The following is a 22,207-nucleotide window of genomic DNA, read 5'->3' as shown; positions in this document are numbered from 1 at the left end:
ACCTCCACGGCTATTTTGGACAGGAGGTGAGGGACCTATACCGGAGAATGGAAAAATGATGGAGGAGATTCCAGACAGGGGAATCTCCTCCATATAGGCGGGCAAAAAGCCAACATCTGTATAAGCGGTTCAGATGATTTTGTAGGAACACAAGCCCTCGGCAGAGTTTTCCCGCCCGCAGGCGGGAAAATAAATTGAAATCACGTATTTTCCCAGGACATGCGCATGGGAAAATACACATCTCAGCCCGCCAGTGTGGAATTGGGTCGCCCTTTGACCCAATTATGCATGCAGCGGGCTGCATCCCCTCGAGAAAATGCTGGCATTTTCGAGAAATATATTATTTGACTTTGATGGTCATCAGCAGCTCGCCGGCCTTGACGCTGGTGCCGTCGGAGATGAGCACCTGGTCCACCACGCCAGCCATGCGGGCCACCACAGAGGTCTCCATCTTCATGGCCTCGATGACGGCCAGCACCTGGTTTTCCTCCACAATGTCGCCGGGCTTCACGGCCACCTTGGCCACCATGCCGGGGATGGAGGAGCCCACCTGGCTCTTGTCGGCGGGGTCTGCCATGACCACGACTTTGCCCTTCACTTCCGCCCGCTTGTCCGGCACAGCCACCTCGCGGCGGGTGCCGTTGAGCTCGAAGTTGACGGTGCGGGTGCCGTCGTCGTTCTGGTCGCCCAAGCCTAAGTACTTGATGACCAGGGTCTTGCCGTCCTCAATGTTGATCTTGTTGGTCTCACCGATGGCCATGCCGTTGAAGAACACATGGCTGCTCATGCGGGTGATGTAGCCGTACTCTTGGCGGTGGCGGCGGTAGTCCTCGTACACCTTGGGGAACAGGCAGTAGGACAGGATGCCCCGGGTGGTGATGTGCTCGGGCTCCATAAACCGGGTCATCTCCCCCCGCACGGCCTCCAGGTCCACGGGGGGCAGCAGCTGGCCGGGGCGGCAGGTGATGGGCTTCTCGCCCTTGAGCACCACTTCCTGGAGGCCCTCCGGCTGGAAGCCCCAGGCGGGCTGGCCCATCATGCCCTTGAAGTAGCTGACCACCGAGTCGGGGAAGGACAGGCTCTTGCCCCGCTCAATGATGTTGTCCGGGGTCAGGTCGTTTTGCACCATGAAGATGGCCAGGTCTCCCACCATCTTGGAGGAGGGGGTCACCTTCACCAGGTCGCCCAGCATGTCGTTGACGGTCTTGTACATCTCCTTGACCTCGTCAAACCGGGAGCCTAACCCTAAAGATACCACCTGGGGATACAGGTTGGTGTACTGGCCGCCGGGAATCTCGTAGCGGTAGATGTCGGTGGTGGGGCTCTTCAGGCCCTCGTCAAAGCTGGCGTAGCGCAGACGCACGTCCGCCCAGTAGTTGTCCAGCCGCTGAATCTCCCGCAGGTCCAGCCCGGTGTCCCGCTCCTGGCCCTCCAGAGCCGCCACCACAGCGGACAGGGAGGGCTGGCTGGTGAGACTGGACAGGGAGGCGGTGGCGCAGTCCACAATGTCCACCCCGGCCTCGGCAGCCATCAGGTAGGTGGCCACCTGATTTCCGGTGGTGTCGTGGGTGTGCAGGTGGATGGGAAGGCCCACCTCCTGCTTGAGGGTGGAGATCAGCTTCTTGGCGGCGTAGGGCTTGAGCAGACCGGACATGTCCTTGATGCACAGGGTGTGGGCGCCCCGGCGCTCCAGCTCCTTGGCCATATCCACATAGTATTTTAAGGTATACTTGTCCCGCTTGGGGTCCAGAATGTCCCCGGTGTAGCACATGGTGGCCTCCAGCACCTTGTTCTGGCGCAGGACCTCCTCCATGGCTACCTCCATGCCGGGAATCCAGTTGAGAGAGTCGAAGACCCGGAAGATATCAATGCCCTCCCGGGCGGCCTCCCGCACAAACTCCCGCACCAGGTTGTCGGGGAAGTTGGCGTAGCCCACCATGTTGGAGCCCCGCAGCAGCATCTGGAAGGGGATGTTGGGAATCTTCTCCCGCAGCTGCTCCAGGCGGTCCCAGGGGGACTCATGGAGGAAGCGGTAGGCGGTGTCGAAGGTGGCCCCGCCCCACATCTCCAGGGAGAAGCAGTCCTGGAGAATTTCCGCGGTGCCGTCCGCCCCATGGAGCATGTCACGGGTACGCATCCGGGTGGACAGCAGGGACTGGTGGGCGTCCCGCATGGTGGTGTCGGTGATGAGCAGCTTCTTCTGGTTCAGCACCCACTCCTTCACCGCCTCGGGGCCCTTCTCGTCCAGCAGCGCCTTGAGGCCGTTCAAGGGCTTTCCGGTGGGGGTGGGGAAGCGGGGCTTGTGGTACTGCTTGCGCTCGGTATCCGGGTTGTCCACCTGGATCTGGGCGATGTACTTCAAGACCTTGGTGGCCCGGTCCCGGCTGTTTTCAATTTCAAACAGCTCGGGGGTGTCGTCAATGAACTTGGTGTGACAGGCCCCGGCCAGGAAAGCAGGGTGGTTGAGAATGTTGGTGACGAAGGGGATGTTGGTCTTGACCCCACGCACATGCTCCTCATTCACCGCACGGGTGGCCCGGCGGCAGGCGCCCTCAAAGGTGTTGTCCCAAGTGGTGACCTTCACCAGCAGAGAGTCGTAGTAGGGGGAGACCACCGCCCCGGCCGCGGCATTGCCGCCGTCCAGACGAACCCCGAAGCCGCCGCTGGAGCGGTAGGCGGAGATTTTGCCGGTGTCGGGGGCGAAGTTGTTGGAGGGGTCCTCGGTGGTGACCCGGCACTGGATGGAGTAGCCGTAGATGCGCAAGTCCTCCTGGCGGGCCAAACCAATGGCGGGGTGGGAGAGGGGATGCCCCTCGGCAATGAGAATCTGAGCCCGAACCAGGTCCACGCCGGTGACCATCTCGGTGACGGTGTGCTCCACCTGGATGCGGGGATTCATCTCAATGAAGTAGTGCTGGCCGGTCTTGCCGTCCACCAGGAACTCCACGGTGCCGGCGTTGACGTAGCCCACGTGTTTGGCGATCTTGACGGCGTCCGCCCGCAGGGCCTCCACAGTGGCCTGGGGCACCGACCAGGCGGGGGCGTACTCCACCACCTTCTGATAACGGCGCTGGAGGGAGCAGTCCCGTTCCCCCAGGTGCACCACGTTGCCGTGCTCGTCGGCCAGAATCTGAACCTCAATGTGCTTGGGCTCCACCAGGAACTTTTCGATGAAGATGTCCTCGTTGCCGAAGGCCTTTCGAGCCTCGTTTTTCACCAGCTCAAACTCCCGGCGCACGTCCTCCTCGCTGTCGCAGCGGCGCATACCACGCCCGCCGCCACCGGCGGCGGCCTTGAGGATGATGGGGAAGCCGTAGCTCAGGGCCTTCTCCACCGCCTCGTCGGCGTCCTTCAAGGGCTGGGTGGAGCCGGGAATGATGGGTACGTTGCAGGCGATGGCGGTGGCCTTCGCCGCCAGCTTGTCGCCCATCTTGGCCAGCACCTGGGAGGGCGGGCCGATGAACTTGATGCCGTTTGCCTCACAGGCCCGGGCAAAGTCGGCGTTTTCCGACAAAAAGCCGTAGCCGGGGTGGATGGCGGTGACGCCCCGGCGCTTGGCCAGGTCGATGATGGCGGGGATGTCCAGATAGGCCCCTAAGGGGGACTGGTTCTCCCCAATGAGATAGGCCTCATCGGCCTTGATGCGGAACATGGAATTGGTATCCTCGTTGGAGTACATGGCCACCGTGTGCAGCCCTAAGTCGTGACAGGCGCGGAAGATGCGGATGGCGATCTCGCCCCGGTTGGCGGCGAGCACCTTGGAGAATTGTTGTGCCACTGTCCTACCTCCTTATCCTTGAAACATATTGGATGATAAGGTACATTATAGAGGTTGTTTTTCCCTTTTGCAACGGAGAACCTATGTGAAAAAATAAACTTGGCATTTCTGACATGAAATGCTTTATCTCGGCAAAGAAGTTGTGGTAAACACACAAGAGTCCACGTCCTGCGGACAAATGGCCGGGAGTTGGGGGTGTTCATCCGGGGGGAAGTGTGATACAATGTATCCCATATGCCGCGCAAGCGGCAGGTGTAGCCCAGGAGGTGGTGAAGGTGGGAAACAAGGAGGTCAATGTGGCCCTGTCCGCTCTGTCCGGCGTGGGCCCGGTGCGCAGCGGCAAGCTGGCCAAGCTGGGCCTGGAGCGGCTGGGCGATGTGCTGTGGCACTTCCCGCTGCGGTATGAGGACCGCAGGAAGCTGTACACCGTGCGGGAGGCTCCCGAAGGGATGACCTGCTGCGTGAAGGCCATGGTGGCCCAGGACCCCCAGCTGTCCCGGGCGAGGAGCGGCGTGGAGCTGGTAAAGGTGCGGTGCGTGGATGAGACCGGGACACTGCACCTGACTTTTTTTCACCAGAGCTACCTCCGCCGGGCCTTTTCTCCCGGGGACCAGTATATTTTTTATGGGCGCGTGGAGCGACAGGGTCGAGGCATCGCCATGGTCAACCCCCTCTTTGAAAAGGAGGGGGAGGAGCGCTACACCGGGCGCATCGTCCCGGTCTACCCCCTGACGGCGGGCATCCACAACGCCCTGATGGTGAGCTTGGCCCAGCTGGCGGTGGACCAGGTGGCCCCCACGGTGGAGGAGGTGCTCCCCACCTGGGTGCGGCGGGAGTACGGCCTGTGCCAGCAGGAGTTTGCCCTGGCCAATGTCCACTTCCCCCAGAATTTCGAGGGGCTGGCCAGCGCCCGAAAGCGGCTCATCTTCGAGGAACTCATGACCCTCACCTGCGGCCTAGCCATGCTGAAAGGACGGCGGCAACAGGGGGAGGGGCTGGTGCTGGGTCAACACACCCCGGAGCAGTTCTGCGCCCTGCTCCCCTTCACCCCCACCGGGGCCCAGACCCGGGCCATGGAAGACATCTTCCACGACGTCACCTCGGGGCGGAGCATGAACCGCCTGGTACAGGGAGACGTGGGCTCCGGTAAGACGGCGGTGGCCGCCTACGGGGCGTGGTGTGCCGCCCTCAGCGGGCTGCAGTGCGCCCTCATGGCTCCCACCGAGCTACTGGCCGAGCAGCACTGCCGCACCCTGTCCTCCATCTTGGAGCCGGTGGGGGTGAAAGTGGCCCTGCTCACCGGATCGGTGAAGGGAGCGGCACGGAAAAAGCTGCTCCAGGAGCTGGAGCGGGGTGACATTCAGGTGCTGGTGGGCACCCACGCCCTCTTCTCCCAGCCCGTGACCTACCACAAGCTGGGCCTGGTCATTGCCGACGAGCAGCACCGCTTCGGCGTGGCCCAGCGTGGGGCCCTGGCGGCCAAGGGGGGAGAAATTCCGCCCCATGTGCTGGTGATGTCCGCCACCCCCATTCCCCGCACCCTGGCCCTGATGATCTACGGGGATATGGAGGTATCCATCATTGACGAGCTGCCCCCGGGCCGCACTCCTGTGGCCACCTATGTGGTGGGGGAGGACAAACGACAGCGGATGTACGGCTTTGTCCGTACCCAGGTGGGGCAGGGCAGGCAGGTGTATCTGGTGTGCCCCGCCGTGGAGGAGTCCCAGGGGGAGGAGGGGGGAGAGGCCCTTTCCCCCGCCATGGATTTGAAGGCGGTGACCACCTACGCCAAGCATTTGCAAGAGCAGGTGTTCCCCGATTTGACCGTGGGCTTTGTCCACGGCAAGATGAAGGCCAAGGAGAAAGAGGCCATCATGTCCGCCTTTGCCTCGGGAGAGGTGCAGATACTGGTGTCCACCACCGTCATTGAGGTGGGGGTGGACGTGCCCAACGCCACCTTGATGATTGTGGAGAACGCCGACCGCTTCGGCCTCTCCCAGCTCCACCAGCTCCGGGGCCGGGTGGGGCGAGGTAAGCACGAGAGCTTCTGCGTGCTGGTCACTGCCAGCCGCAGTGACACCGCCCGCCAGCGGCTGCGAGTGCTCACTCAGACCACCGACGGCTTCCAGATTGCCCAGGAGGACCTGCGGCTGCGGGGCCCCGGCGACTTCTTCGGCCAGCGGCAGCACGGCCTGCCCCAGCTGAAGGTGGCGGACTTCGCCTCCGACCTGGAGCTTTTGAATCAGGCCCGCCAGGCCGCCCAGACCCTGGTGGAGGGGGATGGAGAGCTCTCCAGGCCGGAGCACCAGCCCCTGCGCCGGAGAGTGGAGCACATGTTCCGGGACAACCCGGAAATTTTTCATTAATTCATCCGAAATGGAGCGTACAAACCATGACGAGAAAAGAACATAGCAAGGCCCTGCGGGCACACCCCCAGGTGCACTACAACTGCGCCCAGGCGGTGCTCATCCCCTTTGCCGGGGACATGGGGCTGACTCCGGAGCAGGCCAACGCCCTGACCCTGAATTTCGGGGCTGGCATGGGCTGCGGCGCCGTGTGCGGCGCCATCTCCGGGGCCTTTGTGGCCATGGGCGGCCTGGGGATGCCCCAGGAGAAGCGGGTGGAGCTGCTGCGGGAGTTCCGAGCGGCCCATGGACATGTGGAGTGTGCCCAGCTGCTGAAAGCTGCGATGGAGCGGGGCGAGGAGAGAAAATGCCACTGTGACCGGATGGTGGCCTGGTGTATGGACTGGGTCAGCCGGGAGAGCGGCTTGGAGTAAAGGAGCGAGACACAAGTGGAAGCCATCATTCAACGCCTGGCCCAGGAGTTTTCCGTCCCGGCCAAGCATGTGGAAAACGTCATCAACCTTCTGGACGAGGGGAACACTGTCCCCTTCATCGCCCGGTACCGCAAGGAGATGCACGGCGGCATGGATGACCAGCTCATCCGCCAGCTGGCCGATCGTCTGCAATACCTGCGGGGGCTGGACAAGCGGCGCCAGGAGGTGAAAACCGCCATTGAAAACCAGGGCAAGCTCACCGACGAGCTGGCCCAGGCCATCGACGCCGCCCAGACCTTGGCAGAGGTGGAGGACTTGTACCGACCCTACCAGCAGAAGCGGCGCACCCGTGCCACCATGGCCAAGGAGAAGGGGCTGGAGCCTCTGGCCCAGACCCTCTATGACCAGAAGCGGGATTGTCCTGATCCGGAGACCCTGGCCCAGGACTTTATCAATCCCGACCTGGGGGTGGAGGACGTGGCCGCAGCCCTGCAAGGGGCGTCTGACATCGTGGCGGAGTGGATTTCCGACGATGCGGACATCCGCAAGACCCTGCGCACCCTCTACGGCAAAAAGGCCATGCTGGTGTCCAAAGCCGCCGCCAAGGAGCCGGAAGACACCGTCTACCGCCTCTATTATGAGTTCTCCGCCCCCGTCAGCAAGGTGATGGGCCACCAGGTGCTGGCCATCAACCGAGGGGAGCGGGAGGACATCTTGAGGGTGTCCGTGGACATGGATGAGGAGGAGGCCCTGGTGGCGGTGCGCCGCCAGGTGGTGCGCCCCGGCACCCCCGCCATGGCCTTTGCGAAGGCCGCCGCAGAGGACGCCTACCGCCGCCTCATTGCTCCATCTCTGGAGCGGGAGGTGCGCAGCGACCTCACCGAGAAGGCCTCGGAGGGGGCCATCGGCCAGTTTGCGCTAAACCTCAAGCCCCTGCTGATGCAGCCCCCGGTGAAGGGCCATGTGACCATGGGCCTGGACCCCGGCTACCGCATGGGGTGCAAGGTGGCAGTCATCGACCCCACGGGCAAGGTGCTGGACACCACCGTGGTCTATCCCACCCACGGGGAGCGGGGCAAGCAGGAGGCCATTGCCAAGCTCTCCGCCCTGGTGAAGAAGCACCACGTGCAGCACATCGCCATTGGCAACGGCACCGCCAGCCGGGAGACCGAGCAGATGGCGGTGGAGATGATCGGGAAGCTCAACTGCGGGGTCACCTATATGATGGTCAACGAGGCGGGGGCTTCGGTGTACTCTGCCTCCAAGCTGGCCGCCGAGGAGTTCCCCGACTTTGACGTGAACCTGCGCTCGGCGGTGTCCATCGCCCGCCGCCTCCAGGACCCCCTGGCCGAGCTGGTGAAGATCGACCCCAAGAGCATCGGCGTGGGCCAGTATCAGCACGACATGCCCCAGGCCCGTCTGGGTGAGGCCCTGGACGGGGTGGTGGAGGACTGCGTCAACGCCGTTGGCGTGGATGTGAACACTGCCTCGGCTCCGCTGCTGGCCCGGGTGGCGGGTCTGACCCAGACCACCGCCAAGAACATGGTCAAGTACCGGGAGGAGAACGGCCCCTTCACCACCCGCAAACAGATTTTGAAGGTGCCAAAGCTGGGCCCCAAGGCCTTTGAGCAGTGCGCCGGATTTTTGCGGGTGCCGGAGAGCAACTCCCCCCTGGACAACACCGCCGTCCACCCCGAGAGCTACGCCGCCGCCCAGAAGCTGCTGGAGCTGTGCGGTTACACCATGGAGCAGGTGAAGGCGGGCACCCTCCAGGATTTGATGGACCAGGTGAAGGCCTACGGAGTGGAACAGGCAGCCCAGGCTTGCGGCGTGGGTGTGCCCACCCTGCTGGATGTGGCCAGCGAGCTGATGAAGCCGGGCCGAGACCCCCGAGACGAGCTGCCCGCCCCGGTGCTGCGCACCGATGTGCTGGAGATCAAGGACCTGAAGCCGGGCATGGAGCTCAAGGGCACCGTGCGCAACGTCATCGACTTCGGGGCCTTTGTGGACATTGGCGTCCACCAGGACGGCCTGGTGCACATCAGCCAGATCTGCGACCGCTTCATCAAGCACCCCTCTCAGGTCCTGTCTGTGGGTGACGTGGTGACGGTGTGGGTCAAAGAGGTGGACGAGAAGAAAAAGAGAATCTCCCTGACCATGAAGGGAGCGGCGGCGGCCACGCCGGGAAAGTGAGGAGAGACAGGCTATGAGCGGTAAATTGTATCTGGTTCCCACTCCCATCGGCAATCTGGGGGACATCTCCCGGCGTATGGCGGACACCATGGCAGGGGCGGACTTTCTGGCCGCCGAGGACACCCGGGTGACGGTGAAGCTGCTCAACCACCTGGGGCTGAAAAAGCCCATGGTCAGCTACCACCGCCACAATTGTTCCACAGCGGGGCCCGCCATTGTGGATCGTCTGCTGGCCGGGGAGAGCTGCGCCCTGGTCACCGATGCGGGCACCCCCGCCATCTCCGACCCCGGAGAGGACCTGGTGGCCCTGTGTGCCCAGCACGACATCCCGGTGGAGGCGGTGCCCGGCCCCTGCGCCCTCATCTGCGCTCTGTCCGTCTCCGGGCTGCCCACCGCCCGGTTTACCTTTGAGGGCTTTCTGCCCCAGAACAAGAAAAACCGCCGCTCCCACCTGGATAGCTTGAAGGGGGAGCAGCGGACCATGGTGTTCTATGAGGCCCCCCATAAGCTGGAGGACACCCTGGAGGACTTTGTGGCGGTGTTCGGGGAAGAGCGGCGCATTGCCCTGTGCCGGGAGCTGACCAAGCTCCACGAAGAGGTGGTGCGCACCACCGTGGGCCAGGCCCTGGCTGACTGCGCCACCCGCCCGCCCCGGGGGGAGTATGTGCTGGTGGTGGAGGGAGCCCCCGAGGCTCCGGCCCAAGAGGCAGACCCCCAGGCAGCCCTGGAGCGGGTGGCCCAGCTGCGAGGCGAGGGCCTGTCTCTCAAAGAGGCCTGCGCCAAAGCCGGGGAAGAATTTGGAATCAAGAAGCGTCAATTGTACGATATGAGCCTGGGAAAGTGATTACGAATAGTATAAAAAGACGTCTTTATTTTCTGGAGAATTTAGACATAAAATGACAAAAAAGTCCGGTGGAAATAGTTTCCACCGGACTTTTTGCTCGAAAAAGTAGTTACTTTCCTTCCAGTTCCCGCAGGCAGGATGCGCAGATGTTCTTGCCCTTGAAGGTGGTAATTTCGGAAGACTCTCCGCAGAAAATGCAGGCGGGCTCGTACTTCTTTAGCACGATAGAGCCACCATCTACGTAGATTTCCAGGGCGTCACGTTCTGCAATGTCCAGGGTGCGGCGGAGCTCAATGGGCAACACGATGCGGCCTAACTCGTCTACCTTGCGAACAATTCCAGTCGATTTCATATGTGAAGTCCTCCTTACAAAATGTACACTTTCACAAACCTCCTTCATTATAACACAGGGTATAATCTTGTCAATCGCAAAAGTATAAAATTAATAGAACTATAATATTTTTCCAAGAAATTTGTCGAAGGCGTATGGAGAGGGAAAAGGGGGCATAAACATGGGGGAAGAAGGAGGGAGAATGGACCATGGCGATGTCTTGGATCTGGGTTGTGATGGTGGGAGCGTCCATTTTATGCGGTGCAGCCACCGGGCGTATGGATGCGGTGGCCGGGGCGGCCCTGGAGGGGGCCAATGCCGGGGTGGAGCTGAGCCTGGCCATGGCGGGGGTGATGTGCCTGTGGATGGGTGTGATGCGGGTGATGGAGAAGAGCGGCCTGGTGGGCGGGCTGTCCCGGTGTCTCCACCCCATTCTCTCCCGGCTCTACCCCCAGCACCGGGATGATGCGCAGGTGATGGGGGCGGTGAGCGCCAACGTGGCGGCCAACCTGTTGGGGCTGGGCAACGCCTCCACACCCTTGGGCATCCGGGCGGCCCAGCTCATGGCCCAGGGGGCGGGAGGCGTGGCCAGTGACAGCCTGTGTATGCTGGTGGTGTGCAACACCGCCTCCATCCAGCTGATCCCCGCCACGGTGGCCAGCATCCGCCAGGCGGCGGGGAGTGGGGCGGCCTTTGACATTCTGCCTGCGGTGTGGCTGGCCTCGGCGGTGTCGGTGACGGTGGGCATTGTGGCGGCCAAGGTGATGGCCCGTATGTGGAGGGAGTGAGAGGACATGATGTCCATGGTGGTGCCTGTCATCATGCTGGGGGTCATGGTGTGGGGCATTGCTTGCCAGGTGGACGTGTGGTCCACCCTGGTGGAGGGAGGCGCCCAGGGGCTCCAGACGGCGGTGCGCATGGTGCCCTCCCTGGTGGGGCTGCTGTGCGGGGTGTACATGCTGCGGGCCTCTGGGGCCCTGGAGTTGCTGGAGGGGCTCATTGCGCCTGTTCTGGGCCTGGTGGGCATCCCGCCGGAGACGGTGGGGCTGCTGGTGGTGCGGCCCATCAGCGGCTCAGCGGCTCTGGGGCTGGGGGCGGAGCTCATAGAGACCTACGGTCCCGACTCCCTGGTGGGGCGCACAGCGGCGGTGATGTTGGGCTCCACCGAGACCACCTTCTACACGGTGGCGGTGTACTTTGGGGCGGCAAAGATCAGCCGCACCCGCTACGCCATTCCGGCGGCCCTGTGCGGGGATGTGGCGGGGTTTCTGGCCGCCAGCTGGGCAGTAAGATGGCTGTTTGGGATATAAAAAAGAACGGGCTTGGTAGCCCGTTCTTTTTTATGCTTCTTCTTCGGTTTCTTTGGGGAGTTTCTTCACCAGAATCTCCAGCACCCGGTGGTGCTCCACACTGGTGACGGTGACGTCCAGGTCCTGCCACACGAAGTGGTCGCCCACGTCGGGGATGCGGCCCATCTGCTCCAGCACCCAGCCGGAGACGGTAGCGGCGTCACAGGAGCCAGTCACCGAGAACAGGTCGTACATGTCGTCCAGGTTGGCCGAGCAGGCAATGAGGTAGCCGCCGTCCGGCTGGGGGCGGAACTGCTCCACCACCTCGTCGTGCTCGTCCCAGATGTCGCCAACCAGTTCCTCCACCACGTCCTCCATGGTGAGCAGGCCCTCGGTGCCGCCGTACTCGTCCACCACAATGGCCATGTGGGTCTTGGTGCGCTGGAACTGGCGCATCAGGTCGTCAATTTTGGTGCCGGTGGTCACATGGAGCACCGGGTGAATGAGGGGGGCCAGCTGGGTGCGCCCGTGGTAGCGGGCGGCAAACAGGTCCTTCTGGTGGATGACGCCCACCACGTTGTCCAGGGACTCATGGTACACCGGCATCCGGGAGTATCCCTCCTGGGCAAACAGGGCGGTGGCCTCCTCCATGGTAGCGGTGTCCTCCAGGGCCACGATATCCACCCGGGGGGTGAGAATGTCCGAGGCCTCCAGATCGTCAAAGCGAATGGCGGAACAGATGAGCTGGCTCTCCTCGGCGTCCAGACCGCCCTGGTCCTCCGCCTCGGTGACCATGGTCACCAGTTCCTCGTTGGTAATGCCCACGTCCTCCTTGGTGTGGAAGATCTTGGACAGCAGCTTCTTCCACAGGGAAAAGAAGAAGGTGGCGGGGGTGAGAATCACCATGAAAAACCGCAGGATGGGGGCGGAGAACAGGGCGAAACTCTCAGGGGACTCTTTGGCCAGACTCTTGGGGGAGACCTCACCAAAAATCAAAATCACAATGGTGAGCACCACCGTGGATACGGCGGGGCCGCTGGTCTTGCCCAGCAGGTCGATAAAGAGCACGGCGGACAGGGTCGTGGCCACATTGTTGACAATGTTATTGCCAATCAGGATGGTGGACAGGAGCTGATCGTATTTGTCGGCCAGAGCCAGCACACGGGCGGCCCGGGCATCTCCGTTGTCCGCCCGACTTTTCAGCCGGATGCGGTTGAGGGAGGTAAAAGCCGTTTCGGTGGCGGAGAAATACGCACTCATCACCACCATACAAATCAATACGATTAGCAGAACTATACTGTCATCACCCAACACGGAATCATCACTCCTCCATTTATTCTCTTTCTTATGTGCTTGGGTATTGTCACCAAATATACCACATCCCTGGACAATATGCAAGAAAAAGTCGTGTAAAGGAAAGGCGAGACCAGGGAAGAGCGGAGAAAAATTTGTGCCATGCCGTGAGAGGAACACGGCATGGCACAAGAGGATGGATGTTAATTTCAGTTTATTCTTCCGCCATGGCCTTGGCAGCGGCAATGGCCTTCTCCTGGGCGGCGGGCGGGCAGTCCTCATAGCGGACGAAGTGGAACACAAAGGAGCCACGGGACTGGGTCATAGCCCGCAGGTCGATGGCGTAGGTCATCATCTCGGCCATGGGCACCTCAGCGGTGATCACCTGGCTGCCGTCGTCGGTGGGGTCCATACCCATGACGCGGCCACGGCGCTTGTTCAAATCGCCGATGACGTCGCCCATGTAATTGTCGGGCACGGTGACCTTCAGCTCACCCACAGGCTCCATGAGCACGGGAGAGGCCTCGGGCAGAGCGGCCTTGTAGGCCAGCTGAGCGGCGGTCTTGAAGGCGATTTCGGAGGAGTCCACCGGGTGGTAGCTTCCGTCATACAGAGTGGCCTTCAGATTCACCACGGGGTAACCAGCCAGTACGCCGTGGAGGCAGGCTTCCCGCAGACCCTTTTCTACGGCGGGGAAGAAGTTCTTGGGCACGGAGCCGCCGAACACCTCTTCGCAGAATTCCAGCTCTTCGTTGGGACCGGGCTCGAAGCGAATCCACACGTCACCGAACTGGCCGGAACCACCGGTCTGCTTCTTATGGCGGCCCTGCTTGGACACGCTCTTGCGAATCTTCTCGCGATAGGCCACACGGGGCTCGCTGAGCTCCACTTCCACGCCGAAGCGGCTCTTGAGCTTGCTCACCAGCACGTCCATCTGGATGTCGCCGGCGGTGGTCACCACCATCTGGTGGGTCTCGGCGTTGTTCACCACCCGGAAGGTGGGATCTTCCTCGTTGAGGCGGGCCAAACCTGCGGCGATCTTATCCTCCTGGCCACGGACCTTGGGGGCAATGGCCTTGGAGTAGTTGGGCTCGGCGAAGGGCAGGGGGTCCAGCTTCATAAACTTACGGGCGTCACACAGGGTGTCGCCAGTCTTCACCTTGTCCATCTTGCCGATGGCGCCGATGTCGCCGCACATGAGCTCCTTGACCTCGGTGTTCTTCTTGCCGCACATCACATACAGACGGCCCAGCTTCTCGTTGTTGCCGGTGTTGGTGTTCACCAGAGTCATGTCGGGGGACAGGTGGTCGGAGAGCACCTTGACAAAGGAGAACTTGCCGTACTGGTCGGCTACGGTCTTAAAGACGTAGGCGGCGGGCACAGCGCCCTGGGAGACGATGAACTCGGCGGGCTCGCCCTCACGGTCGGTACCCATGGCGGGAATACCTTCCAGAGGAGTGGGGAGCAGGTCGATGATCAGGTCCAGCAGCATCATGGTGCCCAGGCCGGTGTAGGCAGAGCCGCACAGCACGGGGACGATGGAGCCGTCCTTGACGCCGGCCTTCAGGCCCTGCACCACCTCGGCGTAGGTGAAGGGCTCGCCGGAGAAGTATTTGTCCATGAATTCCTCGCTGGTCTCAGCGACAGACTCCATGAGTTTTTCGTAAATTTCCTCAATGACGGGGACCTTGTCCTCGGGGACCTCGATCTCCACACGCTTGCCGTCGTGGAGCTCGAAGGCTCTCTTGTGGAGCACGTCGGCGATGCCGGTGACCCGCTTGTTCTCGTCCCAGATGGGGACCACCATGGGGGCGATGTTCTTACCGAAGTGCTCGCGGAGGGTATCGAAGGCAGAGTTAAAATCCACATTGTCTTCGTCCATCTTGGAGATGTAGATCAACCGGGGCATCTTCCGCTCATTGAGCAGCTTCCAGGCCCGCTCGGTGCCCACAGACAGGCCGCCCTTGGCCGCGCACACCAGAATACCGGCGTCGGCCACAGACAGGCACTCCACCACTTCACCGGCAAAATCGAAGTTACCGGGGGTGTCCAGCACGTTGATCTTACAACCGTTATATTCCACAGGAATCACAGAGGCGGAAATGGAGATCTGACGCTTGATTTCCTCGGGATCGTAGTCGCTGACGGTGTTGCCGTCGGAGGTCTTACCCAGACGGTCGATGACGCCGGTCGTACGCAGGAAGCTCTCCACCAGAGTGGTCTTTCCGTTACCACCGTGACCCAACAGACAGATGTTTCGAATTGCATGCGGAGAATAGCTCATGTTTGTTCCACTCCTTAATCTTTGCCATTTGCGCCATCCCTGGGGAATGGGCTTGAATGAATTATACAATGGTGTTCCATAAAATGCAATGGTAATTTGACAAAATGACGAAAACTTTTTAACGCTACTGTGGAAAATAGTGCGAAGACAGTAAAGGGAAAACGGTTTACTCGCGTTGGGGGAGAAGAAAAAATACAGGCTTTGCCTGGTGGCAAAACCTGTATGAGAGTGGTAAAAATTCGGTTGTCGATGGGTGGAAAATTGGGGAGAATGACGAAAGATTCCGTCTCAGGCCTGGGGCCAGACCACGGCGATGTTGCCGCTGCCGTCAGGCTGGGCGGCATCCACCTGGGTGTAGGCTACGCCGGACTGGTCCAGATGGGAGGCCAGGGCGGTGGCGGTGTCCGGGTCGGCCACACAGCACAGATATCCCCCTTCCAGGGTGGTGACGGGGAGGTCGCCCAACAGCTCCTGGCTCTCCTGAGACAGAGGGGCGGAGAGGAGCAGCACCGTGTCGCCGCCGGGGACGGAAAACTCCTGGGGCTGGACGGAGAAGACGGCGGGGGCGATACCGGGATTGGAACGGGTGGCCACCGGAGAAGCGTTCTCCTGACTCTGGTGGAAGGAGGAGTAGCCCAGAGCCACCACCAGGGCCAGACAAGCGGCTAGAGCGCCGCAGGCCTTCCCCGCTCGGGGGAAGCGAAGAACTGGGGCGGTCTGGCGGGGCAGACCCTCCAGAATCTGCTGGTGCAGCTGGGGGGGCATATCCGCGGTCAGGCGGTGCAGGCTTCCGCTGAGCTGGGACAGCTCCCCATATAGTTGGGCGCAGGAAGGGCAGGTGTTCAGATGCTCTTCCAGCTGGGCGTGTTGGGCAGGGGTCAGCTCGCCGTCCAAGTCGGCGCTGATCCACTCCAGATAGGTCTCATGTTCCATGCCCTTCACCGTCCTTTCGTAGGCAAATTTTATCTCTTCGTTTCGTTAGACGCATCTCAGGGGGAAAAGTTCCCGCTTTGACGCAAATAATTTGCCAGAGCCAGCCGGGCCCGGGCCAACCGGGACTTCACGGTCCCGTCGGACAGACCCAGAATGGCCCCAATCTCCTGGTAGGAGAGGCCGTTTATTTCCCGCAGCACCAGGATGCGACGGTGCTCTTGGGACAGCTGCTGAAGCCCCTGCTCCAGGGCAGTCATCCTCTCTCCCTGCTCCAGGTGCTCCTGAGGGGAGGGGCCGGGGTGGGGCAGCTGTTGGGCCAGAGAGAGGCTCTCCTCATCGTCCAGAGAGGCATCTCCCCGCCGCTTTTTCTCCCGGCGCAGCAGGTCCAGACAGGCGTTGTCGGTGAGGCGGTAAAGCCAGGTGGAAAAGCTGCTCTCCCTGCGGAAGGTGGGAAGGGCCCGCCACGCCTTCCAAAAGACCTCCTGGGTCACATCGGCGGCGTCCTCCCGGTTGCCCACCAGGCGCAGGGCCTGGTGGTAGACCACCGTCTCATATCGCTCCACCAGGTGGGCGAAGGCCTGGGTATCTCCCTGGGCGGCCTGGCTAATCCACTCCTGTTCTTCCACATTCCTCACCTCCTGCGTGGAAATCTGTTACTCCATCAGCACAGGTCCCGGCGAATGCCTGCCGTGACCTTGTAAAAATCCTCTGCCGTGGACATGGAGCAAATCTGCTCCTTCCAGTACCCGGCGTAGGGCACCCCTTTCAGGTACCAGGCGTAGTGGCGGCGCATCTCCAGGCAGGCGATGCGCTCCCCCTTGTGGGCCATGGCCAGCTCAAACTGGCGCACGGCCACGTCACAGCGCTGGGCCAGGGGGGGCGTCTCCGGCACTTCCCGGCCCTCCACAGCGGCGGCGCACTGCTCCAGCAGCCAGGGGTTTCCAAAGCAGCCCCGGCCGATCATCACCATGTCCGCCCCGGTGTAGGACAGGGCCCGCACGGCGTCCTTGGCGGAAAAAATGTCCCCGTTGGCCACTACCGGGATGGATACGGCCTGTTTGACCTCCCGGATATAGTCCCAGTTGGCGGTGCCGGAGTACATCTGGGTGCGGGTGCGGCCATGGACGGCCACAGCGGCTACCCCCACGTCCTCCATGCGCCGGGCAAACTCCACGCAGTTGATGGAGCCCTTGTCCCAGCCCAGGCGGAATTTCACGGTGACGGGCTTTCCAGCTGCCCCCCGCACCACGGCGGCGGCCACTCGGGCGGCCTTCTCTGGGTCCTTCATCAGGGCGGAGCCGTCCCCAGACCCGGCGATTTTGGGCACGGGACAGCCCATGTTGATGTCGATGATGTCCGCCCCGGACTGCTCCAGGGCCAGGGCAGCGCCCTTCTCCATGGCGGCCTCGTCGCTGCCGAAAATCTGGACCGCACAGGGGTGCTCTCCCTCGCCCAGGGTGAGGAGGGAGGCGGTCTTTTTATCTCCATAGCACAGGGCCTTGGCGCTGACCATCTCGGTGACGGTGTAACAGCCGGACAGCTCCCGGCATACGGTGCGGAAGGCCACGTCGGTGACCCCTGCCATGGGAGCCAGCACGATTTTGGTGTTCAGTTCAACATTGCCTATTTTCACAAAGCGTTCTCCTTTGCTCATCAATGCCACCCATCATACCACAGATTGCACCACCGGGCAAGACAGGTTACGACCTCCTTCTTGACCATTGGGGGCTATAATGGCCCAAACTGGACGAATGCGAGGGATTCACTATGACGGGGAAAGAAGGAGCACTGGGCCGGGTTTGGTCGAAGGGGCGGCGGGAGATGCCGCTGAAGGCACGACTGGGAGAGTGCGCCATTGCGTTTTTGCTCACTGCCACCCTCACCGGGGCGGAATTTTTGGAGGGACATGCCTTCTTCGCTCTGGCCCTGGTGGCGGTGTGGGGGCCGGGCTGGGAGGGGGTGTGCGCCCTGCTGGGCGCCTCCCTGGGCTACCTGTGCTTTCTGGGCTTTGTGGGCGGACTGCGGTACATAGCCGCCTCCATGATGGTGTACGCCGTGGCGTTGGCCATGGGGGAGTTCCGCCTCTACCGGAAAAGCTGGTTTATGCCCCTGATGGCCGCCCTTCTCAATGGGGCGGTGGGGTTTGTCTACCAGTCCCCGCTGGGGTGGGACCGAGCCACCGCTGCCTCCTATCTGGCCGAGCTGGCCCTCACGGCGGTGGTGGTGTACTGCTACCGTCAGGCCATGACGGTGCGTACCCAGAGCCACAGCGGCCCCTGGACCCCAGCCCAGACGGCGGGGGTGCTGGTGCTGGGTGGCACCGTGATGATGACCTTGGCCCGGGTGATGCTGGGCGGGGTGGTGTCCCTGGGCCGGGTGCTGTGCGTGTTGGCGGTGATGACCGCCGCCTGGAAGGGGGGCGTTGGGGTAGGCGCCGCCGCCGGTGTGGTGGCGGGGGTGGCCATGGACGCCGCCCAGGGCACCTTGCCCTACGGCACCCTCCTCTACGCCCTTCCCGGCCTGCTGGCCGGGGCCTGTTGGGAGCGGGGACGGCTGGTGTGCGCCCTGGTGTATGTCTTGACCGGGGGAGTGTCCCTGGTGTGGATGGAGCCGGGAGACAACCTCCAGGCGGTGGGTCTGGAGATCGTGCTGGGCGCGGTGCTGTTCCTCCTCCAGCCGGAGGCGCTGGTCAACCGCCTGGGGGCGGTACTCCGCCGGGAAGAGGGGGAGGACATGGGGCAGCTGGGGAGAGAGCTGGCTGCCCAGCAGCTGCGCCGCACCGCCACCGCCTTCCGGGCGGTGACCGGAGGCCTGCGGGAGGCCTTCACTCCGGTGGTTCCCAACGACCAGGACACCAGCCGGGTGTTTGACCGGGCCGCCGAAGAGGTGTGCGTCCGCTGCCGCCAGCGGGAGCGGTGCTGGCAGCAGGAGTACCAGGCCACCCGCACTGCCCTCTCCGACGCCTTGACCCCCATGCTGGAGCGGGGGGAGGGCATCCGGGAGGACTTCCCCCTCCATTTCTCCGGGCGGTGCACCCAATTTGACGCCTTTTTAGGGGCGGCCAACCGGGAGCTGCGCAGTCTGTTGGCCCGACGGCGGTATGACAGCCGGGTGCGGGAGAGCCGGGCGGCGGTGTGCGCCCAGTATGGGCAGCTGGCCCAGGTGTTGGACCGGGCCGCCGGACGGCTGGACCAGCATCCCCCGGTGGACGCCCGCCGTCAACGGCTCATGGCCCAGCGCATGAAGGCCCTGGGCATCCGGGGCAAGTGCTCGGTGACCCAGGACCCCAACGGCCACGTGCACATCCAGCTGGAGGGCCCGGAGGTGGAGCGGTTGGTGCAGGGGGCCGAGCTGGCAAAGCTGTCCACCCTGTTGGGCTGCCCTCTGCGCCAAGACACCGCTGCCCCCAGGGGCCAGGTGGTGCTGGTACAGCAGGAGCCTCTGGTGGCGGTGGCGGGACTGGCGGCGGCCGACCGCAAGGGCCAGTCAGTGAGCGGAGACTGCGGGGCCTGGTTTAAGGACGAGGCCGGGCGGCTGAACTTCCTGCTCTGTGACGGCATGGGCAGCGGCCCCGCCGCCCGGGAGGACAGCAACTGCGCCTTGGGACTGCTGGAAAAGTTCCTCCGGGCGGGGCTGGAAGTGGAGGCCGCTCTGGCCACCGTGGGGGAAGCCCTGGCCCTGCGGGGCGAAGACCAGGGGGGATTTACCACCGTGGACCTCTTTCAGCTGGACCTGTTTTCCGGCCGCAGCGCCGTGTATAAGCTGGGGGCCGCCCCCACCTATTTCCGCAAGCCCGGCGGGGTGGAGCGGGTGGTGGGACGGTCCATGCCTGCCGGGGTGGCCCCCGGCATGAAGGCGGATTCCTTCCCCCAACAGCTGGGCGCAGGGGACTGGGTGGTGCTGGTCAGCGACGGGGTGGTGAGCCCCCGGGAGGACGGCTGGCTGCGCCGCCTGTTGGCAGACTATGAGGGAACCTCACCCCAGGAGCTGGCCGCCCGCATCCTCCAGGAGAGCGGACAGCGGGAGGGAGAGGAGGACGACCGGACCGTGATGGTCATTCGCCTGGAGGTACGTCCTCGGGAAGAGGGGTGACCGGGTCCAGGGCCTGACCCAGCAAATTGGCGCACTCCTCCAGCTGTTCCAGGGGCAGCCCCGCATAGCCTACCACCACGGTGGAGGGAGGCGGGGGGACCTGGTGGCAGTAGCGGCTGAGAGGGGAGACTCGGATGCCGCTGCGGGCGGCCCGCTGGACCATCTCTCCCTCCGTGAGGTGGGGGGCGGTGAGGAGAAAGTGCAGCCCTGCCCCCTCACCGGACAGGGACAGGTGAGGGAAGCGCCCCAGGGCCTGGGTGAGGATGGAGCATTTGCGGCGGTAGCGGTTGCCGGACCGGCGCAGATGGCGGCTGTACAGCCCCTGGACCAGAAACTGGCGCAGGGTTTCCTGTTCAAACCGGGAGACGGTGCAGGCGCTCTGGGGGAACACCTGGCGGTATCGGGCCAGCAGTTCCGGGGGCAAGATGAGGTAGGCCACACGGATGGCGGGGGCGATGGACCGGGAGAAGGTGCCCAGGTAGATGACCCGGCCCCCGGCGTCCAGCCCCTGGAGGGCGGGAATGGGCCGGGAGGCATAGCGAAACTCGCTGTCGTAGTCGTCCTCCAGCACATACCGCCCCTCCCCCTGGGCGGCCCAGCGCAGCAGGCGGCTGCGCCGCTCCACCGGCATGGTCACCCCCAGAGGGAACTGGTGAGAGGGGGTGACATAGGCCAGCACCGCCTCGGACTGCTCCAGCTCTCTGGGACACATCCCCGAGGCATCCACCGGGATGGAGATGGGGCGGTGTCCGTGCCGCTCCACCGCCTGCCAGGCGGTGGGGTAGCCGGGGTCTTCCAGGGCCACGGCGCTGCCCTGGGGAAAGAGCTGGAGGAGGAGGGAGAGCAGGTAGTCGGTCCCGGCCCCCACCACGATCTGCTCCGGGGAGCAGCGTACCCCCCGGTATTGGGCCAGCAGTCCCGCCAGGGCCACCCGCAGAGGTTCATCCCCCTGGGGGTGCCCTGGCTGGAGCAGTCCGGGGTTTTGGTATACCGAATCCTTGTTGATGCGGGCCCAGGAGGAGAAGGGGAACACCGAGGTGTCCACCGCCGAGGTGGAGCAGTCATACCGCCACTGGGAGGGGGGCTCCGGAGGGGCGGGTAGGTCGGGGACAGACTGCACCGGCACGTCGTGGAGCTGGGCGGCCACATAGCCGCTGCGGGGCAAACTCTTCACGTACCCCTCCGCCAGAAGGAGGGAGTAGGCTCCCTCCACGGTGCTCATGCTCACCCCCAGCATGGTGCACAGCCGCCGCTTGGAGGGCAGCTTCTTTCCAGGTCCCGGGCGGCCCTGTTGAATTTCCCGGGCCAGGTGCTGGTACAGCTGCAAATACAGGGGATGACCCGGCTCAAAGACGGGCATGTGAATGGGATATTCCATAGGCGCCTCCAAACTGACCTGATAAAAAAGATAAAAACTGGCCATTTTCATGATGTCAGATGGGAGTATAATACCACTCAATAACAGCCGCCGTCAACGTGGGCGGCGGGAGAGGAGTGGAAGATTATGCGTCAAGAACACAAAAAGCTGCTGCGGCTGGTGATCACCGCCCTGCTGGTGGCGTTGGTGTTTTGCGGAAGTAAGATTGAAGTGGTGTTGCCTCTGAGCGTGGGGGGCTATTCCCGGTTCCATCTGGGGAACATCATGTGCGCCCTCAGTGGCATCCTGCTGGGGCCCTGGTGGGGCGGGCTGGCAGCCGGCCTGGGCTCAGCCCTGTATGACTGCACCAATGTGCTCTACATCACCGAGGCCCCCATCACCTTTGTCACCAAGGGCCTGTACGGGGTGATTGCCGGGGCGGTGTTTGTGGCGGTGTTCCGCCGCAAAGCCACCTATCCCGCCATGGCGGTGTCCACCGTGTGTGCGGCGGTGAGCTATATCATCATCTATCTGGCCAAGACCTTTTTCTACAATTCCATGCTGCTGGAGGGCATGAGTGCCTCTGCGGCGTGGGTGGCCACGGTGCTCAAGGTGCCCTCCTCCCTGTTCAACGGAGGTGTGGCCATCGTGCTGGCTCCTCTGCTGGCCTTTGCGGTGCTGCGGGCGCTGCGCATGGCCCGCCTGGACGAGGCGCTGAACCCATCAGAAAAATAAAACGCACAAAACCGCCGGGGCGCGGGACCCCGGCGGTTTTGCGTGTTGTTTGAAAGAGAAAAGAGAGAGAGGGAGGATGTTCAATGAAAGCATATTCACTTCTTCCTGACACGTACATCATAGCAGACCCCCATGGGGGAGTGATGGATAAAATACGAATCTTTTATGAAGGAACTGTGAATGTGCATGTGCGAGAAGCGTCTGCGCCTTTTCGCACAAAGGGAAGCCCCCTCCGGCTGGGCGACCGGAGGGGGTTTGCTTGAAAAGAGAAAAGAGAGAGGGAGGATTTTGAAAATGTC

The 22,207-nt window shown here is 63.0% G+C and carries 16 protein-coding genes; 8 read left to right on the top strand and 8 right to left on the bottom strand.

Features of this window, described 5'->3' with window-relative positions; all coding sequences use genetic code 11:
* Window positions 1-340: 340 nt before the first annotated feature.
* A complete protein-coding gene (locus B5F12_RS04685; protein ID WP_087231042.1) occupies window positions 341-3,778 on the bottom strand; it encodes a pyruvate carboxylase in 3,438 nt (1,145 codons plus the stop codon).
* 275 nt (window positions 3,779-4,053) lie between these two features.
* Between B5F12_RS04685 and recG the strand changes: the two genes are divergently transcribed.
* From recG to rsmI, 4 genes are read left to right on the top strand one after another with little or no spacing between them, the layout of a single operon-like run.
* A complete protein-coding gene (gene recG / locus B5F12_RS04680) occupies window positions 4,054-6,144 on the top strand; it encodes an ATP-dependent DNA helicase RecG (RefSeq protein WP_087231039.1) in 2,091 nt (696 codons plus the stop codon).
* Between the two features lie 26 nt (window positions 6,145-6,170).
* The gene (locus B5F12_RS04675) at window positions 6,171-6,557 is read left to right on the top strand and encodes a C-GCAxxG-C-C family protein (RefSeq protein ID WP_087231036.1); all 387 of its coding nucleotides are present in this window, start codon (window positions 6,171-6,173) and stop codon (window positions 6,555-6,557) included.
* Window positions 6,558-6,572: 15 nt separating this feature from the next.
* Window positions 6,573-8,750: a Tex family protein gene (locus B5F12_RS04670; protein ID WP_087231033.1), complete on the top strand. Its 2,178-nt coding sequence runs from the start codon at window positions 6,573-6,575 to the stop codon at window positions 8,748-8,750.
* 13 nt (window positions 8,751-8,763) lie between these two features.
* Complete coding sequence (gene rsmI / locus B5F12_RS04665) at window positions 8,764-9,594, top strand: 16S rRNA (cytidine(1402)-2'-O)-methyltransferase (RefSeq protein WP_087231030.1); 831 nt, start codon at window positions 8,764-8,766, stop codon at window positions 9,592-9,594.
* A gap of 109 nt (window positions 9,595-9,703) precedes the next feature.
* Here the strand turns inward: rsmI and B5F12_RS04660 are convergent, their stop codons facing one another.
* Window positions 9,704-9,946, bottom strand: coding sequence for an AbrB/MazE/SpoVT family DNA-binding domain-containing protein (locus B5F12_RS04660; RefSeq protein ID WP_087231027.1), 243 nt, complete (start codon window positions 9,944-9,946; stop codon window positions 9,704-9,706).
* A gap of 188 nt (window positions 9,947-10,134) precedes the next feature.
* On the opposite strand from B5F12_RS04660, the gene B5F12_RS04655 reads away from it, so the two are divergent.
* The gene (locus tag B5F12_RS04655) at window positions 10,135-10,713 is read left to right on the top strand and encodes a nucleoside recognition domain-containing protein (RefSeq protein ID WP_087231024.1); all 579 of its coding nucleotides are present in this window, start codon (window positions 10,135-10,137) and stop codon (window positions 10,711-10,713) included.
* Between the two features lie 6 nt (window positions 10,714-10,719).
* Window positions 10,720-11,235 carry a nucleoside recognition domain-containing protein gene (locus tag B5F12_RS04650; protein WP_087231021.1) on the top strand — a complete coding sequence of 172 codons (516 nt, stop codon included), beginning with the start codon at window positions 10,720-10,722 and terminating at the stop codon, window positions 11,233-11,235.
* A gap of 30 nt (window positions 11,236-11,265) precedes the next feature.
* Here the strand turns inward: B5F12_RS04650 and B5F12_RS04645 are convergent, their stop codons facing one another.
* The 5 genes from B5F12_RS04645 to dusB all read right to left on the bottom strand — a co-directional run bounded on the left by B5F12_RS04645 (window position 11,266) and on the right by dusB (window position 17,357).
* The gene (locus B5F12_RS04645) at window positions 11,266-12,528 is read right to left on the bottom strand and encodes a hemolysin family protein (protein ID WP_343286311.1); all 1,263 of its coding nucleotides are present in this window, start codon (window positions 12,526-12,528) and stop codon (window positions 11,266-11,268) included.
* A gap of 193 nt (window positions 12,529-12,721) precedes the next feature.
* Entirely contained in the window at window positions 12,722-14,791 is a 2,070-nt protein-coding gene (locus B5F12_RS04640) for an elongation factor G (protein ID WP_087231018.1), read from the bottom strand.
* 288 nt (window positions 14,792-15,079) lie between these two features.
* A complete protein-coding gene (locus B5F12_RS04635) occupies window positions 15,080-15,724 on the bottom strand; it encodes a zf-HC2 domain-containing protein (protein WP_087231015.1) in 645 nt (214 codons plus the stop codon).
* A gap of 56 nt (window positions 15,725-15,780) precedes the next feature.
* On the bottom strand, window positions 15,781-16,350 hold the full coding sequence (locus tag B5F12_RS04630) for a sigma-70 family RNA polymerase sigma factor (protein ID WP_242954892.1): 570 nt from the start codon (window positions 16,348-16,350) through the stop codon (window positions 15,781-15,783).
* A gap of 35 nt (window positions 16,351-16,385) precedes the next feature.
* Entirely contained in the window at window positions 16,386-17,357 is a 972-nt protein-coding gene (gene dusB / locus B5F12_RS04625) for a tRNA dihydrouridine synthase DusB (RefSeq protein ID WP_275532697.1), read from the bottom strand.
* Window positions 17,358-17,491: 134 nt separating this feature from the next.
* Between dusB and B5F12_RS04620 the strand changes: the two genes are divergently transcribed.
* On the top strand, window positions 17,492-19,816 hold the full coding sequence (locus B5F12_RS04620; RefSeq protein ID WP_143482332.1) for a SpoIIE family protein phosphatase: 2,325 nt from the start codon (window positions 17,492-17,494) through the stop codon (window positions 19,814-19,816).
* Here B5F12_RS04620 and B5F12_RS04615 read toward each other — a convergent pair.
* Window positions 19,779-21,194 carry a PLP-dependent aminotransferase family protein gene (locus B5F12_RS04615; RefSeq protein ID WP_158096750.1) on the bottom strand — a complete coding sequence of 472 codons (1,416 nt, stop codon included), beginning with the start codon at window positions 21,192-21,194 and terminating at the stop codon, window positions 19,779-19,781. The genes B5F12_RS04620 and B5F12_RS04615 overlap by 38 nt on opposite strands.
* A 126-nt stretch (window positions 21,195-21,320) precedes the next feature.
* On the opposite strand from B5F12_RS04615, the gene B5F12_RS04610 reads away from it, so the two are divergent.
* Window positions 21,321-21,908: an ECF transporter S component gene (locus B5F12_RS04610; protein ID WP_087230999.1), complete on the top strand. Its 588-nt coding sequence runs from the start codon at window positions 21,321-21,323 to the stop codon at window positions 21,906-21,908.
* Window positions 21,909-22,207 lie beyond the last annotated feature (299 nt).

Origin of the sequence: Pseudoflavonifractor sp. An176, assembly GCF_002160435.1 — a bacterium.
Classification (GTDB): Bacteria; Bacillota; Clostridia; order Oscillospirales; family Oscillospiraceae; genus Enterenecus; species Enterenecus faecium.
The sequence above is the reverse complement of the archived record's forward strand: the minus strand, read 5'-3'. Positions and strand labels throughout refer to the sequence as shown.

Excerpts from the sequence above, each read along its gene's own strand:
- B5F12_RS04650 (WP_087231021.1), top strand. The coding sequence starts at position 10,720 with ATGATGTCCATGGTGGTGCCTGTCATCATGCTGGGGGTCATGGTGTGG.
- B5F12_RS04655 (WP_087231024.1), top strand. The coding sequence starts at position 10,135 with ATGGCGATGTCTTGGATCTGGGTTGTGATGGTGGGAGCGTCCATTTTA.
- B5F12_RS04660 (WP_087231027.1), bottom strand. The coding sequence starts at position 9,946 with ATGAAATCGACTGGAATTGTTCGCAAGGTAGACGAGTTAGGCCGCATC.
- B5F12_RS04620 (WP_143482332.1), top strand. The coding sequence starts at position 17,492 with ATGACGGGGAAAGAAGGAGCACTGGGCCGGGTTTGGTCGAAGGGGCGG.
- B5F12_RS04635 (WP_087231015.1), bottom strand. The coding sequence starts at position 15,724 with ATGGAACATGAGACCTATCTGGAGTGGATCAGCGCCGACTTGGACGGC.
- B5F12_RS04675 (WP_087231036.1), top strand. The coding sequence starts at position 6,171 with ATGACGAGAAAAGAACATAGCAAGGCCCTGCGGGCACACCCCCAGGTG.
- B5F12_RS04640 (WP_087231018.1), bottom strand. The coding sequence starts at position 14,791 with ATGAGCTATTCTCCGCATGCAATTCGAAACATCTGTCTGTTGGGTCAC.
- B5F12_RS04610 (WP_087230999.1), top strand. The coding sequence starts at position 21,321 with ATGCGTCAAGAACACAAAAAGCTGCTGCGGCTGGTGATCACCGCCCTG.
- rsmI (WP_087231030.1), top strand. The coding sequence starts at position 8,764 with ATGAGCGGTAAATTGTATCTGGTTCCCACTCCCATCGGCAATCTGGGG.
- B5F12_RS04615 (WP_158096750.1), bottom strand. The coding sequence starts at position 21,194 with ATGGAATATCCCATTCACATGCCCGTCTTTGAGCCGGGTCATCCCCTG.